12 protein-coding genes and 1 pseudogene are annotated in these 15,918 nt (G+C 62.0%); 8 read left to right on the top strand and 5 right to left on the bottom strand.

What is annotated here, in order from left to right; all coding sequences use genetic code 11:
- Position 1: 1 nt before the first annotated feature.
- Positions 2-1,111, bottom strand: coding sequence for a patatin-like phospholipase family protein (locus tag PRZ01_RS10220; protein ID WP_273596685.1), 1,110 nt, complete (start codon positions 1,109-1,111; stop codon positions 2-4).
- Positions 1,112-1,536: 425 nt separating this feature from the next.
- On the opposite strand from PRZ01_RS10220, the gene PRZ01_RS10215 reads away from it, so the two are divergent.
- Positions 1,537-2,568, top strand: a complete 1,032-nt coding sequence (locus tag PRZ01_RS10215) for an ABC transporter substrate-binding protein (RefSeq protein WP_273596684.1) — start codon at positions 1,537-1,539, stop codon at positions 2,566-2,568.
- Positions 2,565-4,403, top strand: coding sequence for a sensor domain-containing diguanylate cyclase (locus PRZ01_RS10210; RefSeq protein ID WP_273596683.1), 1,839 nt, complete (start codon positions 2,565-2,567; stop codon positions 4,401-4,403). Before PRZ01_RS10215 ends, PRZ01_RS10210 begins: the two co-directional genes overlap by 4 nt.
- On the opposite strand, the gene PRZ01_RS10205 is transcribed toward PRZ01_RS10210, so the two are convergent.
- On the bottom strand, positions 4,393-6,087 hold the full coding sequence (locus PRZ01_RS10205; protein ID WP_273596682.1) for an AMP-binding protein: 1,695 nt from the start codon (positions 6,085-6,087) through the stop codon (positions 4,393-4,395). The two genes, PRZ01_RS10210 and PRZ01_RS10205, sit on opposite strands and share 11 nt — an antisense overlap.
- Before the next feature lie 185 nt (positions 6,088-6,272).
- Positions 6,273-7,586: a tryptophan--tRNA ligase gene (locus tag PRZ01_RS10200; protein WP_273596681.1), complete on the bottom strand. Its 1,314-nt coding sequence runs from the start codon at positions 7,584-7,586 to the stop codon at positions 6,273-6,275.
- 143 nt (positions 7,587-7,729) lie between these two features.
- On the opposite strand from PRZ01_RS10200, the gene PRZ01_RS10195 reads away from it, so the two are divergent.
- Positions 7,730-10,042, top strand: coding sequence for a putative bifunctional diguanylate cyclase/phosphodiesterase (locus PRZ01_RS10195; RefSeq protein ID WP_273596680.1), 2,313 nt, complete (start codon positions 7,730-7,732; stop codon positions 10,040-10,042).
- Here the strand turns inward: PRZ01_RS10195 and PRZ01_RS10190 are convergent.
- The gene (locus PRZ01_RS10190; protein WP_273596679.1) at positions 9,934-10,254 is read right to left on the bottom strand and encodes an aldo/keto reductase; all 321 of its coding nucleotides are present in this window, start codon (positions 10,252-10,254) and stop codon (positions 9,934-9,936) included. The genes PRZ01_RS10195 and PRZ01_RS10190 overlap by 109 nt on opposite strands.
- A 162-nt stretch (positions 10,255-10,416) precedes the next feature.
- Between PRZ01_RS10190 and PRZ01_RS10185 the strand changes: the two genes are divergently transcribed.
- Both PRZ01_RS10185 and PRZ01_RS10180 read left to right on the top strand, forming a co-directional pair.
- Positions 10,417-10,713 (top strand): PAAR domain-containing protein, encoded by a 297-nt coding sequence (locus tag PRZ01_RS10185; RefSeq protein WP_273596678.1) that lies wholly within the window; start codon positions 10,417-10,419, stop codon positions 10,711-10,713.
- A 79-nt stretch (positions 10,714-10,792) separates the two neighbouring features.
- A pseudogene (locus PRZ01_RS10180) lies at positions 10,793-11,269 on the top strand (T6SS effector amidase Tae4 family protein); the annotation flags it as partial.
- Between the two features lie 282 nt (positions 11,270-11,551).
- Here PRZ01_RS10180 and asd read toward each other — a convergent pair.
- Positions 11,552-12,394: an archaetidylserine decarboxylase gene (asd, locus tag PRZ01_RS10175; RefSeq protein WP_273596850.1), complete on the bottom strand. Its 843-nt coding sequence runs from the start codon at positions 12,392-12,394 to the stop codon at positions 11,552-11,554.
- A gap of 214 nt (positions 12,395-12,608) precedes the next feature.
- Here asd and trhO point away from each other — a divergent pair, with 214 nt between their 5' ends.
- From trhO to PRZ01_RS10160, 3 genes are all read left to right on the top strand, one after another.
- Positions 12,609-13,442, top strand: a complete 834-nt coding sequence (trhO, locus tag PRZ01_RS10170) for an oxygen-dependent tRNA uridine(34) hydroxylase TrhO (RefSeq protein ID WP_273596677.1) — start codon at positions 12,609-12,611, stop codon at positions 13,440-13,442.
- 110 nt (positions 13,443-13,552) lie between these two features.
- Positions 13,553-14,854, top strand: a complete 1,302-nt coding sequence (locus PRZ01_RS10165; protein ID WP_273596676.1) for a UDP-N-acetylglucosamine 1-carboxyvinyltransferase — start codon at positions 13,553-13,555, stop codon at positions 14,852-14,854.
- 3 nt (positions 14,855-14,857) lie between these two features.
- Positions 14,858-15,868 (top strand): hypothetical protein, encoded by a 1,011-nt coding sequence (locus PRZ01_RS10160; RefSeq protein WP_273596675.1) that lies wholly within the window; start codon positions 14,858-14,860, stop codon positions 15,866-15,868.
- Positions 15,869-15,918: the final 50 nt, after the last annotated feature.

Here is a 15,918-nt window from a genome sequence, read left to right as displayed (position 1 = left end):
CCTAACCCTTCACCGGCACCCGCATATCGTCCAGATAGTCTTGCTTGATGTTGATGCTGCTGCGCACGCCCAGCAGATCAAAATGACGATGCAGCCATTGCTTGGCATGCTCACGCCCCAGTTGGTGAAGTGACTGAATCAGGCTGGCATCGGTGGAGCTTTTGGTGGAGGCCGCAAACGCATCCAGCGCGGCGCCGCCGTCAATGCGGTGCATCAGCACGTCTTTGTAATGCGCCGGATCCAGCTTGCCATCGGCAATCAGGCGCTTCACGAAGTCGATGGCGCGCATCTCGGCCACCAGCCCGGCGTTGAACGTCACTTCATTGACCCGGTCCATGATCTGCGCGCTGGTCGTGGGTAGCTCGTCGCGGCGGATCGGGTTGATCTGCACCAGCACGATGTCACGCCCCTGGCATTCATAGATCAACGGGTGGATGGCAGGGTTACCGGAATAGCCCCCATCCCAGAAGTGATCACCCTCGATTTCAACCGCCTTGAACAAAGTGGGCAGGCAGGCCGAGGCCATCACGGCGTCCACGGTCAGGCGATGGCCGGAGAACACCTCCGCCTTGCCGCTGCGCACCCGGGTGGCAACAACAAACACCTTGGGCCCGTGGGCCCGCGCAATGGCTTCGAAGTCGATGTTGCGTTCGACAAAATTGCGCAGCGGGTTGATGTCGAAGGGGTTGGCCTGGTAGGGCGACACCGTGCTCGACCAAAAGCTGCTCATAGCATTCATCCACACCGCAGCGGGCGAGTTGTCCGCCATGCAGGGCCCGAACAAAAATGAAAACGGCGCCCGCTGCGCCTCGCTGAGCGTGCTCCCCAAGGCACCCATCGCCACAATGCCGTCCCAGAAGGCTTTCAAGGACTCACGGGCGGCTTCACGGGCGTCACTCCGGGCCCTGTGCTCGGCCTGCGCAAATCCGTGCGCAAGCGCCACCGCATTCATGGCCCCCGCACTGGTGCCACTGATGCCCTCGAAGCCGAGGCGCCCATCTTCCAACAAAGCGTCCAGCACGCCCCAGGTGAAGGCGCCGTGCGAACCACCGCCTTGCAGGGCCAGGTTGATACTCGTGGCCCCGTTTGGAGTTTGGGGGAGGGGCGTCATCAATGCCGCGCTCGAGGTTGACGCCGGCGAAGGCAAGGACGGGCTGGCGGCATGGGTCATCACGGTCACTCTCTAAAACAAGACGAGCCATTGTGCGCCGCGGTTTTTGACAATGCCCGCAAGCGTCCGCCCTACAACAGGTGGGCATCACAGGCAGATACAGCAGGCAGGTATAGCCTGTGCGTACAAATTCCCAATCCATGCGCCGCGTTCACACCGAGTGGCCGACGGCATGCAAAAATCGACGCCAATGACGGGCCGACTCCACCACGTCGCTGGCAGAAGCCCAAACCACTTGGGAAACAGTGTCGTCAGGGTGGCCGCTGAGGCCTGGAATTTTCAAAAACTTGGGGCACCGGTCCAAAGCACAGGGGCCCCGAGCGCAAAAAGGTTTGTTTTTGATGCACGAAAGGCGGCATTTTTGCTTGAATCTGAGCCTGGGCTTGCTGGCCACCGGCCTGACTCGGCCCGCCTGGGGCGCCAAGCCGGTGCTGCGCGTGCTGGCCTGGCCTGGTTATGCCGAACCGGCCGTGGTGCAAAGTTTTGAAACCGAACATGGCTGCCGCGTTGAGCTAACCTTGATCGCATCCGACGAAGACCTTTGGGAAAACCTACAGCGCCACCAGGCCCAGGACTTTGACGTATTCGCGGCCAACACCGCAGAGATACAACGTTACCTGCATGCCAATCTGGTTCGGCCGATTGATGTGAAGGCCTTGCCCCACATGCAGCGACTGCTACCGCGCTTTCAAAATCTGAAAGCCATTCCGGGCCTTTTTCACAAGGGCGATTTAATGGCCCTGCCCTATGCCTACGCAGAAATGGGCTTGATCTACGACGGCCAGCAACTGGCGCAGTCCCCCACCAGCTATGCCGCCTTGTGGGACAGCCGCTGGCAGGGCAGGGTGCTGATGTACGACGGCGGCACCCATTGCTTTTCCCTGGCGGCCATCAATCTCGGGTGGCCCACCCCCTTTCACTTGACCGACCGGCAATGGCCCGCCGCCGTCGATCACCTGATCGCGCTGCGTCGCAACGCTGCGGGCTTCTACACCCAGCCTGAAGAATCGGTGGCCTTGTTCAAGAACCGCGGTGCCGTCTTGATGTTTGCCAATTACGGTCGGCAGCAGTTGCAATTGCTCAAGGCAGCCGGTGTGGATGCCCATTATGTGATTCCCAAGGAGGGTGCGCTGGCCTGGTTGGACTGCTGGGCCATGACGCGCGGCGCGCGCGATCCGGCCTTGGCGCAGGCTTGGATCAACCACATGCTGGGGGAACAAGCTGGCCGGGCCCTTGTGACGCAGCAAGGCCTGGGCAGCACCACGACCGTCTCGCCTGACTACAGCGAAAAAGACAAGCTGATTTGGCTCGAACCCGCAGAGAGCGAAGAGCGCCGCAACCGCTTGTGGAACCGCATCGTCTCCGGCGACCGTGCCAGCAAGGTGTTGGCGCAATGAAGCTGGGCATCGCCTTCAAATTGGCGCTGCTGCTGATGTGGGTGGCGGTACTCGCGGCGGGCTTATCGGGCTACTACGCCTACCAGTCCAGCCGCGCCTTGTTGGTAGATTCCGCAAAGCTGGAGTTGCTCACCTCAACCCGTGTACTGGCACGGCGCATCTCCTTGAACCGCGATGAAATCGCCCGCAATCTGCAGGTGTTGTCGTCCCACCCCGCTACCGTGGCAAGCCTGCGGGCCGCCAGTCAAAACGACGATGTACGGGTGCAGGCACAAACCCAGCTGGCGACGCTATTTCAAGAAATGATGCGTGCCAATCCGGCCTATTTCCAGATGCGCCTGATTGCAGCAGCCGATCACGGCCAGGAGTTGGTGCGCGTCGATCGGCAGGGCGAGCAACTGCTCAGGATCGACCGCGACGACCTCCAGGAAAAAGGGCATTACAGCTACGTTGCTGACAGCCTGAAATTGCCGGCCGGCTCGCTGTACCAATCCCGCATTGCCATCAATCACGAGAGCGGCCACCATGCCGGGCTGAACCAGCCTACGCTACAGCTGGCCATGCCGGTGCACTTTGCCAGGTCCGCGGCGGCGGCGGGCGTCGTCGTGGTGAATGTGGACTTGAAGGGCATGTTCGACCTGCTGGCCGCGGATTTGCCGCCGTCTTTTCGACTCTATCTCGCCAACGAATCGGGCGATGTCTTGATTCACCCCAACATCGACAAAACCTTTGGCTTCGACCGTGGGCGTCGCGTGTTGATTCAGGATGAATTCACCGACACGGCGGCCTTGGTCGCGGGCCGCCAGGATCATGTCTTGACGCAGTGGGATGCCGAGTCGAACGAAGAGAGTGGCTCGGGCGAAAATAACGAAAAGGGCAAAGAAAACGAGAGCTTGGTGGTGGCCTTCATCCGCCCCGCTATTGCTGCGGCCTCTTCGGAGAAGTTTTTGCTGCTCGGCCTGGCGCAGCCGCTGGGCGATGTGCTGAGCCGCACGCAACCCGTCAGGCACGCCATTATCCAGATCGTGTTGAGCCTGAGTGCGGCTTTCGGCCTACTGGCGGTGTTTGTTGCCCGGGCCCTGACCCGCCCGATCAATGCCATCACCGAAGAGGCACGCCGTTTTTCATCGGGCCATGCCATCGGGCCCCTGCCTACCCACCGGCAGGACGAAATTGGTGGCTTGGCGCGCAATTTCCAGGCCCTGCAGACGCAACTGGCCCAACAGATGAGCGAGTTGCAGCTGCGCCAGCAAGAGCTGGCCCATCTGTCGCAATGCGACATCCTGACCGGTTTGCCCAATCGACGCCTTCTGGAGCAGCAACTGGACAAGGCCTGCGCTTATGCCAAACGTTATGGCGGCGGGGTGTGCGTGCTCTTCATCGACCTGGACAAGTTCAAAGCCGTCAACGACCAGTACGGTCACGATGCAGGTGATGTCATGCTCAAGGCAGTGGCGGAGCGGCTGCTGTCCATGGTGCGCGAGGGCGATACGGTGGCCCGTTTAGGGGGCGACGAATTCGTGGTCTTGCTCGGCGCAAATGCGAATACTGAGGCGGTGATGACGATTGCCGAAAAGTTGATCGTCGGCTTAACTCAGCCCGTGCAGTTTGAAGGTCATGCGCTGCAGATCGGGGCGAGCATCGGCATCGCCCGTTCACCGCAAGACGGGCAATACCGCACCGAGTTGATGGCCAAGGCCGACAAGGCGATGTATGAGGCCAAGGCGCTGGGGACGAGCGGGTTCCGCTTCGCCTCGTCCCCCGATTCCGCGGGTACCCCAGCAACCACGGCCGTCACGACAAGCACCGCGCCGCCCGAGCCCCTCAGTCGCTGAAGATCACCGGCTTGTGCGTGGCCACCCAGCCCTCCAGGCGGGGGCCATACACCTCGTCGATCCGGTTGCGTTTGACCTTGAAGGTCGGCGTGATGAAACCGTTCTCCACAGTCCAGGGCGTGGTGACGGCCACCACGCAATCCAGTTGTTCGTGCGGGTCGAGTTGGGCGTTGATCTTGTGCAGGTGCTCACCCAGCTCCTTGGCCAATTGCTGACGCTGCGCCGCGTCGCCCTTGGCGGCGTCAGCCGACAACATCACCAAGCCCACCGGCTGGCCCATATTGGCGCCGGCCACCACGCAGGCCTCCACCGCTGGGTGTTCACCCAGCCGGTCTTCAATGGGCGCGGGCGCCACATATTTGCCTTTGCTGGTTTTGAACAGATCTTTCACGCGGCCGGTGATGCGCAGGCAACCTTCTTTCTCGATCACGCCCTTGTCGCCGGTGCGGAACCAGCCGTCATCTGTCATCACCTCATCTGTCATGCGCGGCTCTTTGTAGTAACCCTGCATGACGGCGGGGCTGCGCATCTGGAGTTCACCGTTGTCGGGCGAGATGCGGATCTGCACGCCGCGGTAGGCCGGGCCGACCGTGCCGGTCTGGTTCAAGCCGGGCACAGTGATGTTAGAGACCGCCAGGTTTTCGGTCATGCCGTAACCCTCATTGATGGGCAGGCCCAGGCGGCGGTACCAGTTCAACAGCGACACCGGCATGGGGGCCGCGCCACCGGCCGCAATGCGGCACTGGTCCAGGCCCAGGGCCTTCTTGATTTTCTTGCGCACCAAGCCGCCCACAATCGGGAGGGACAGCAGCAGTGCCAATTTCTTCTCGGGCATCTTGGCATGGATGCCCTGTTGGAACTTAACCCACAGACGCGGCACCGAGAAGAACACCGTCGGCTGAGCGCGCTGCAGATCGGCGGCAAAGCTCTCCAGTGTGTCCGCAAAATACACCGACACCCCCACCACCAGCCAGCTGTGCTCCACCAGCACCCGCTCCACCACGTGGGCCAGCGGCAGGTAGGACAGCATGCGGTCCTGCTCGTTGAGCGGCAAACGCTCCAGGGCTGAGTCCATGGCCCAGGCAAAGGCGCCGAAACTATGCATCACCCCCTTGGGCGCGCCGGTGGTGCCCGAGGTGTAGATCAGCGTGGCCAGTTCGTCGGCTTGGCGCACGGGCTGCCCTTGCAGGGGCTGATGGCGGGCACACAAGGCGTCCCAGCCCTCCCAGGTCTGACGCGCATCCGCTGGCGACAGCGGGTAGCTGAAACAGGTCAAGCCCTCCGGGATGCCTGGCTTCATGCCCGCCCAGCCGTCCAGCTTGCCGATGAAGCAGGCGCGCGCGCCGCTGTGCTCGAGGATCTGACGAACCGTCTCAGCCGCCAGATTGGGGTAGAGCGGCACCGAGACATAACCTGCCATCCAGATGGCCAAGTCGCTCATCATCCACCACGCGCAGTTCTTGGACAGAATGGCCACCTTGGCCCCAGCCTCCCACCCTTGCGCCGCGCCCAGCGCCTGCAAATGGCTGGCCATGCGCCGCACTTGGTCGCCCACCTCGGCCCAGCTGAACGTCTTGACCGTGCCATCGCCCATGGGCTGGGTCAGGATGATGCGTGAGGGCTGGCTGCTCTCCCAATGGTAGAAGCGTTGCAGCGCCAAGCTGTCGGCGGCAATGGGGGTCATTTCTTGTCTCCAGACTCGATATGCTTTTTTGAACGTCAAACGCCCTCGGCAAAACTGCCAAGGGCCACTTTAAGAGCGTAGCGGATAAATTAGCGCCCAAAAATCGATTAGAGCCCGGACTCCAAGAGCGGGAATCCCCGAGTTAGATCAAGGCAACGGGCGCGCTGAACGGGGGCGGAATCCGCTCAGGTTTGCGCGTCGCGCAGGGCAGCCAGTGCGGCGTCCAAAGCGGGGCGATCAATGGCCGGCTCGGCAGCCAAGGGCAAGTCCGCCAGAGCGTCCAGCCCGTCGCGCTTGAGGCGCGCCACCCATTGGCCGGCCTCACGGCCTTCGGCAAACCCCAGGCTTTGCAACAGCAGCGTGCCATCGGCCGCGTTGAGCTTGAAGTAGAACTGCCCGTCCGCCTCGCGGTACTGCTTGACAACCGGCAGGGCGTGTTTGGCCGCCTTGCCGGCGTTGCCCTTGGCCGGCAGCGGCGCCACGGCGACAAAGCTACGCAGGCCCACCGCCTCCCGGGCTTGCGCCAGCAAGGGACCGGCCAGTTTGCGGGCTTTAGCGGCACCTTCTTGCAAAACGGCTTCAATGCGCTCGGGATGGGCCATCAACTCGGCATAGCGGGCCCGCATCGGGCCAATCTGCGCCTCGATGCGATCAAACAACTGCTGCTTGGCCTCACCCCAGGCCAGCCCCCCGCGCAAGGCGGCGCGGAACTCGGTACGCTGCGCCGGCGTGGCGAAGGCGTCATAGATGGTCACCAAGGCCTGGCCTTCGGGCTCTTTGGGCTCGCCGGGCAAACGGGAGTCGGTCACGATGCGGGCGATCGCCTCTTTCAGCGCCTTGGCACCGCCTTCAAACAGCGGGATGCTGTTGTCGTAACTCTTGCTCATCTTGCGGCCATCCAGCCCGGGCAACAAGGCCACGTCTTCTTCCACATTGGCCTCGGGCAAGACGAAAAAGTCACTGCCTTGGCCAAACTGATGGTTGAAGCGCTGGGCCACGTCCCGCGCCATTTCGATGTGCTGCACTTGGTCCCGGCCCACCGGCACGCGGTGGGCGTTGAAGATGAGGATGTCAGCCGCCATCAAAATCGGATAGCTGTACAGGCCCATGGTAATGCCGGCGTCGGGGTCTTCACCGCCCGCCACATTGGCGTCCACGGCGGCCTTGTAAGCATGTGCTCGGTTCATCTGCCCCTTGGAGGTGATGCAGGTCAACAGCCAGGTCAGCTCAGGAATTTCAGGAATATCGCTCTGGCGATAAAACGTCACTCTCGACGTGTCCAGTCCCGCCGCCAGCCAGGTGGCCGCAATCTCCAGGCGGGAGCGCGCAATGCGCTCAGGTTCGTCGCACTTGATCAAGGCGTGATAGTCAGCCATGAAGAAAAAGCTCTCAACCCCCGCCTCCTGGCTCGCCGCAATGGCGGGCCGGATCGCGCCGACATAGTTGCCGAGATGCAGGGTGCCAGTGGTGGTGATGCCGGTCAGAACACGTTGGGTCATGATGTGTGCGAAGGTCGAAAATTCGTCAATCCATGCGAGGATACGCAATGCGCCATTGTCTCAGCAGAGGAAGCGACAAAAGGCAGCAACACAGCTGGCTTCAACAATGAAGTCTGAAAGGACGTGTCGTGTCCGGGAATCCGGTGACCACATTCATCATCCTCGGGGCCGTCCTCAATGCCATGCTGGGCGTTGCACTGCTGCTGCTGTGGCGTCAATCTCCTCGGCAACAGCATGCCAAATATTGGGGCCTGAGCTGGATTTTTCTGTCCGGCGCCTTGATCCTGGGGCTGGGCCTACCGCCTGAACCCGACGGTAGCCTGGTGCACGACACGCAGGTCTTTCTCGCCGCACTCTGCGCCATGGCCTCCACGCTGCTGCGCATCGTCGGCGCACGCAGCTATCGCGAGTTGCCATGGCAGTGGCGCACCGGCCTGCACTGGTTTTTCGGCGCCATGATGTTGATTGTCGGGCTGGCCAAGCTGGACCATAGCTACGGCATCGTGTTGGCCGCAGTTCTGCTTGGCTTGGGTGCGCTGTGGTGCGCACGTTGCTTGTGGCGCGGCGGCAGCAAGGCCGACAAATGGGTCGCCATCGGCTTCATGACGGCAGGCCTGGCCAATTTCATGACCCCATTTTTCGACCCGTTTGGCCGCTCTGTGGAAGCCCATCTCCTGGGCTTGTCGACTCAAACCGCACTGTCGCTGGGGCTGATCCTCTTGTCCGTCATCCGTGCCCATCAAGAGACGCGCCAGCAAGCCGAACGTTTCTTTCGCTTGGCCGAACACTCCCTGCAAGGCCAGTTGGTGATCCAGAACGGTCGCCTGAAATACGCCAATCCGGCGGCACTGGCCATCTACGGCGTCACCAATCACATGCCCCTGGCTGCACACTCGAGCCTGGTTGAACGAATCGTCCCCGAGGACGAGCGTGCGGCGCTTGAACAACGCCATCAACACGTGGTGTCCGATCCGCTGGCCCGCATCGAATGGGAAGGGCCGCGGCTGACCATGGATGGCCGGCATATCTATGTGCGCGGCCTGTCCAGCCATATCGAATGGGACGGTGCACCGGCCGAGTTGATGGTGATGTTGGACGACAGCTCGCGCCAGCGCGCCGTCGACGAGCTCAAGCGGCAGGCCCTGCACGACGAGCTGACCGATCTGCCCAACCGCAACTACGCCGTCGAGCGGCTGCGTCAGATCACCCCACGAGGCGCCCACCCCTTTGCTTTGATTTCGGCGGATCTGGACCGCTTCCAACTCGTCAACGAAAACCTCGGCCACGACATGGGTGACGCCTTGCTGCGCGCCGTCGCACGGCGCCTGACCCAGGAGCTGCCGGTTACCGCCACCGTGTGCAGGCTGGGTGAAGATCAATTCCTGGTGCTGCTGGAAGGCATTGGCGAACCAGCCGAAGTGCAGCACCACGTTCAACACCTGCTGGACACGCTGCAAGCCCCGTTCTCGCTGGCGGGCGCCGAGTTGTATGCGCACATGTCGATCGGGGTGGCCCTGTTCCCCCGCGACGGGCTGGACGCCCCCACGCTGCTGCGGGCGGCCGACGCGGCGATGCACCGAGCCAAGAGCAGGGCGGGCGCAGCCTGCGTGTTTTTCGAGTCGGCCATGCGCACCGATTCACGCGCCCGCCTGGAGTCCGAACAAGCGATTGGCCGTGCCATCGCCCTGCATGAATTCGTGCTGGAGTTTCAACCCAAATTTCAGGCCCATAGCCGTGTGCTTTGCGGCTTCGAGGCGCTGGTGCGCTGGGAGCGCCCTGGCATGGGCCGCATCAGCCCGGCCGATTTCGTCCCCGCGGCCGAGCGCACTGGGCAGATCAAGGCGCTGGGCGGCTTGATTCTGGACCTGGCCATGCGACAGCTCACCGAGTGGCAACTCAGCCACGGTCGCCTGGTGCCTGTCGCTGTGAATGTGTCGCCCCTGCAATTCGAAGACGCCGCCTTTGCTGCCGGGCTGCTGGGCGAGTTGAAGTCGCGCAAGCTGCCTGCCGAGGCGCTGGAAATCGAGATCACCGAGACCGCCGCCATCGCCCACCTCGACCAGGTTTTGCCCCAGCTGCAACACCTGCGTACGGCCGGCGTGCTGTCGGCGTTAGACGACTTCGGCACCGGCCAGTCCTCGCTGACGCTGCTGCGCAATCTGCCCATCAGCACCATGAAGCTGGACCGCAGCATGATTGAGCCCCTGCCCGAGCACCAGGCCGCAGCAGTGGTCAAAGTGGCCGCCGCCCTGGGCCAAGCGCTGCAGCTGAACATCGTGGCCGAAGGGGTTGAAACCGAAGCACAGGCCCAGTCCGCCGAGGCGCTGGGCTGCACGCAGCTGCAAGGTTACTTGCTCGGCAAGCCGCTGTCTGCCGATGCGGCTGGCGCCTTGCTGTCCGCCAGCACCGGCACGCCCCGCGGCGACTCAATGCCGACCCAGCCCCCCTCGGTATAGCGCGCTCCCTGCACACGGCCCGGCACGAACAAATCATCCAGCGCCTGCACCTGCTGTGGGGCGAGCACCAGCGAAGCGGCGCCCCAGTTGCTGGCGAGATGCGTCCGCCGTCGTGTGCCCGGAATCACATACACATGCGGATACTTGTGCAGCACCCAGGCCAGCGCCAGCTGTGAGGCCTGGGGTAGTTGCCAGGCCTCGGCGGCAATCATTATCCGATTCAAGGGACAAGCGATGCACCATGGCCTCAAATGAGACTTTCTTACCTTGACCAGCGTAGTGGACATCCCAACGGTTAACTGATTGCAATCAATTAACCGTTTGCAATTGCTCCATGGCTTGTCATCATTCGACACGCAACCGCCACCTACATCATGATTGCTTATGAGAAATCTGGCCAAACACGGCCTTATATCGTGGTTGGCGACAAGACGAGCAAAGGCGGAATCGTGTTCACGGGCTCGTCTATTGGATCGATTGCGAAGAAGGCGATAGCCCGTGTCGGTGATCGTGCAACATGCGGATGCAACCATTGCAAAAAGCGGGGGTACACGGTCATCACATCAGGAATCAACATACACAAGATGGATGGACTTGATGTGGCCCGCGAAGGTGATTTCACGGATTGCGGTGCGGTGTTGAGTCGACGGGTGGCGAGGACTTCGCTATAGCTACAAAGATTGCATCCGGGTTGGCTGCGGCGCACAACCTCAGCGCGGACAGCCATTTGGGCTTTGTGATAAGCCGGCGCCTGACGACAAAGGGGACTACAGCAACCAGTGCGCCTTGCGCATGAGCGCGACCCTTCACAAGGTGGGTATTCAGATGAAATCCTTCTCGCAAAAGACCGTCAAACCAATGCCAGGAGCGCAGGCGCTAGGGCGGGCCATGATTGGCGGTCTGCCCGCGGCTGTGCGCGCCTACGAGCTTGGCGAATGGCTCAAGTTACAGCCGTTCTGTGGCTTGCCAATGCAGCCCGAGAATATCACCGGCAAGGATTGGGTGTCGAAGGTCAAGGGGCTTACCGGAATCATCATGTTTCATGCTTACTGGACGCACGAAGGCCAGACCGCCGCGAACGCCAGCGGTGGCCATATCGACTTGTGGAACGGAGAAAAGTAACTGGCTTAGGCACCGGACTTAGAGTCGGCTGGAACATTGTCATACCTGGCATCTGGTCCGATTTTCGTAAATCCAAAAACAATTCTGTTTTTCCCGATCAAATGAACACTCAGCGCATATCCACCTGCGCTGTTTTAGGCGCAATAGCCATGACCGTTTGTTCATGGGGAGGTCTGTACTTTTCGGGGCACTCGTTCTTCAAGGAAACGGCAGCTTGTTCGACGCTAACCCAACTGCTGCCAACACCTTTTTCTTATCTTGGCTGTCCATCTCAGTTGTGGGCGCCGTGATTGGCGGCTATGTTGGTCACACTTCATCGAAAAAGAAGTGAGGTGATTGGACATCTTGGATCGACCTAGTTATCAAGGCTTGAACACCCGCAGCCAATCAGCCCGGCGCTGCTGACGTCAACGGCACCGGCAAGGCCATCGCCTCCCCCAGCCGCACCGGGCCCGCCGCCTGCCACGCCGGATTGAAAGCCATTTGCGCCCGCCAAGCCTTGGGGAACAGCATCACGACGGTGGAGCCCAACAAAAAGCGGCCCAACTCATCCCCTTGCTGCAGCACGATGCGCTGGTCGTCATAACGCCAATCCCGCACATGCCCCGGGCGCGGCGGATTCACCACCCCATGCCACACCGTGGCCATGCTGCCCACGATGGTGGCGCCCACCAGCACGATCACCCAGGGGCCGTGTGGTCCATCGAACACACAGACCACCCGCTCGTTGCGGGCAAACAGGCCCGGCACGCCGCGCGCGGTCACGGGGTTGACCGAAAACAGCGCACCCGGTACATGGATCATGCGCAGCAAGCGCCCTTCGCATGGCATGTGGATGCGGTGATAGTCCTTAGGGCTCAAGTACAGATTGGCGAACAAGCCGTCCTGAAACTGCGCAGCCAACTGCGCATCGCCGCCCAGCAGCGCGGTGGTGGAAAAGGTGTGCCCTTTGGCTTGAAAAATGTTCTCGCCTTCAATCACCCCGAACTGGCTGATGCGCCCGTCCACCGGACAGATCAAAGGTGCAGCGGCCAAAGGCCTGGCGCCTGGTTTGAGCGCACGTGTGAAAAATTCGTTGAAACTCGCATAGGTGGCAGGGTCGCCCTGCGCCGCCTCCGCCATATTCACCTCATAGCGCGCCACAAAGTCGCGGATGAGGGCTGTGGTCAGCCCGCCCATGTGGGCCGAGGCAATCTTGCCCGCCAGCCAGGTCATCGCCTGCTTGGGCATGAGGTACTGGGGCAAGACGGCAAGGCGGTCTTTGGAGGCTGTGGTCACGTTGGGCGCTGAGTTTTCAAAGGTGGGCGATTGTAGATTCGAGGCGCCAGGCAAGCGCGACGACGGCCTCCCCGCTTACCCTAGGGGGCGCTCGGCTACGCTGCCCCGCAATGTCCGGTCTAATTCAGGCTTCCTGTCCCGATGTTCTCGTCCTCCCTTGGCTGCCATGTCTGAAGCTCATACCCACAGTTCTTTCTACCGCTTTGTCACCTTGCCCGAGCCTGAGCGCGTGGCGCAGCGCCTGCGCGAGATCAGCACGGCCTTGGGCGGCAACATCTTGGTTGCACCGGAGGGCATCAGCGCCGCCATCGCCGGGCCTGCCCTGGCCTTGGCCGACTTTGAGCAAGCCTTGCAGCAGGACCCCGCCTTTGACGGCGCCTTTCAGGGCATGTGGTTCAAGCACAGCGCCTGCACCACCCGGCCGTTCACCTTGATCAAGGTGCACACCAAACCCGAAATCGTGGCCTTTGGCGTGCCTGGAGTCAGTGGCCTGCGAGAGCACGCCGATCCCGCCAAGCCGGACACCCATGTGCCGCCTGAACGCTGGCGCGAACTGATTCATGAGCCCGATGTGGTGGTGCTGGACAACCGCAACAGTTTCGAGTTTCGCCTAGGCCGTTTTGCCAACGCCATCGACCCCGAGGTGGCGCATTTTCGTGACTTTCCGGCCTATGTGGCGGAGCACGCCGAGGCCTGGAAGACGCAGGGCAAGCGCATCGCCATGTACTGCACTGGCGGCATCCGCTGCGAAAAAACCAGCGCCTGGATGCAGGACCAGGGCTTGACGGTCTACCAACTCGACGGCGGTGTCGTCAACTACTTTGAAACCATGCCCGACGCCCAACGTGACTGGGAGGGCGAGTTGTTTGTGTTCGACAAGCGCATCGCCATCGACACCCACCTTCAAGAAACCCCTACCACCGCAGAAGATGTGTATGCCGGCTTGCCCGATGAAGCGTGGCGTTTGGCAAGGGCAAAGCGGCTGGATCCGGCCGGGTGAGCGCGCAACGCTGATAATCCCCGGGCGCGCGTGAACACCTGCTGACGCTGGTTCGCACCGCGCGATGCTGCAAAGTCTTCGCATCTCTCACTTCACGCCTCTTTTTGTCCATGTCCAATCTGATCGTCCACGGCGGCACCCCTCTGGCGGGCCGCATCATTCCTTCGGCCAACAAGAATGCCGTGCTGCCGATCCTTTGCGCCACCCTGCTGACGCGCGAGCCTGTGCGCCTGCGGGGCGTGCCGGAGATCACCGACGTCAAGAAGATTCTGGACGTCTTCCGCAGCTTGGGCAGCGTGGTGTCCATGGACTACGCGACCGGCGTGCTGGACGTGCATCACCGGGACACCCACTTCGATCCGGCCGTTGACCGCCTGCCCGAAGAAATGCGCAGCTCCATCATGCTGGTGCCCGGCTTGATGGCCCGCTTTGGCGCGGCACGCATTGAAGACGATGTGACAGGCTGCACCCTGGGCGTGCGTGAGATCGATCCCCATGTCGAGGTGTTCCAGCGTTTTGGCGCTGACGTAACCCGCCAGTCAGACGGATTGGTGCTGCATGTGAACGGCCGCCTACAAGCCAACGACCATTGGACCGACTACGCCTCGGTCACCACGACCGAAAACTTCGTGCTGTGCGCCGCGCTGGCGCAAGGCCGCTCCACCTTGATGAATGCAGCGTCGGAGCCGCATGTGCAGGAGTTTTGCTGTTTTCTGCAGAAGATCGGCGCCCACATCGATGGCCTGGGCACCTCGCGCCTGAGTATCACCGGGGTGGATCAGCTGCAAGGCGGCGAGTTCAGTTTTGCCGAAGACTTCCACGAGATCGTCACCTTTTTGGCCTTGGGTGCCATCACCGGCGGCAAGGTTGAGGTGCGCAATTCCACGCCTGAACAATTTCCGCTGATCGACCGCACCTTTGCCAAGTTCGGCGTGCAGATCGTGCACGAGAACGGCTGGTCCCGCGCGGTGACCGATGGCCCGCTGAAGGTCAAAGAACCCTTCACCCGCAACATCCTGCAAAAGGTCGAGGCGGCACCCTGGCCCTATCTGCCGGTGGACCTGCTGCCCATCTTCGTGGCGCTGGGCGTCAAGGCAGAAGGCAGCGTGATGTTCTGGAACAAAATTTACGACGGTGCCATGGGCTGGACGTCAGAGCTCTCCAAATTTGGCGCGCACGCCTTTTTGTCGGACCCGCACCGCATGGTCACCTTTGGCGGCAAGCCCTTGCACGCGGCGGAGGTGGAGAGCCCCTACATCATCCGCGTGGCCATTGCGCTGCTGATGGTGGCCGCCAGCATTCCCGGCCGCTCCGTCATCCGTAACGCCACGCCCATACGGCGTGCGCACCCGCATTTTGTCGAGAATATTTGCGGCCTGGGCGCACGCATCGAGTGGGTCGAAGGTGATTGAATCTTGAGCCGCCTGCCCGCACTTGTACTGCGCACTGGGTATGCCCGCAGCCTGCACCTCAGCGGGCAAGCGGCGTTGAGGGCACTTGGGGTGGCAGGTCTGCTGCTCGGCTTGAGCTTGGCGCCCCCTGCTGCCGCCGCGGACAGCGAGAAGGCTGCAAATGCGACAAATACAGACACCCTGCATTGGTTCGTCCAGGACATTCCGCCGCACTTCAGCTACGTGACCGGCAAGCCGCCGCAGTCTGTCAAAGACCTCGGTCACGGTGAGATTGACGGCTTTTTGCGCCTGCTGATCGAGCGCATGCCGCAGTCCCGGCATGACTTTGTGGATGGCAGTTTTCCGCGCTTCGAGGCGCTGGCCCGCCAGGGCAAGCCCCTGTGCTCAATGCTCTACCTGCGCACGCCTGAGCGCCTGAGCTGGCTCTATTTCACCTATCTGTATCCGGCCCAGTTTTCGCGCCAGATCCATGTCATCGTGCGGCGCGACAAACTGGCGCAGTTCGCCCAGCTGAATGCACCGGACCAAATGCTCAGCCTGACCGACATCCTGCACCGCACCGATCTGGTGGGCCTGGTGCCAAAAGGCCGCTCTTTCGGGCCCAAGATCGATGCCCTGCTATTGGCGCAGAGCGATCTGGCGCCCAAGGCACTACCCACGGGGCGCGGCAACCACCTGCTGGCCATGCTGCGGGCACAGCGCATGGACTACACACTCGAATATCCCTCGGTGGTGGATGAGTTCGTAAAAAACGACGAGGCCGGGGCAGAGCTCGTGCCGTTGCCGATTTCCGAAGGCCGCAGCACCGCCATCGCCACCGCAAGCTGTACTCGCTCGCCTGAGGGACTCAAGGCCATCTCGGCAATTGATGCCGCTGTTCGCAAGCTGGCTCAAGACCCTCAGAGGGACGTCTGGATACGCGCCTGGCGTGGCCCCCATCTGGACGAGCAAGACCGCGCCAACATCAAGCGCTATATGGATGAACGCGCCCGGAGCGGACCACAGATCGAATGATCACCGGCCCGCCAACGCACCGATCTGGCGGGCCCGTGAATCGTCCTTGA

The organism is Roseateles koreensis (assembly GCF_028595305.1).
GTDB classification, from domain to species: Bacteria; Pseudomonadota; Gammaproteobacteria; order Burkholderiales; family Burkholderiaceae_C; genus Paucibacter_A; species Paucibacter_A koreensis.
This window is presented reverse-complemented; position numbering and strand designations above follow the sequence as displayed.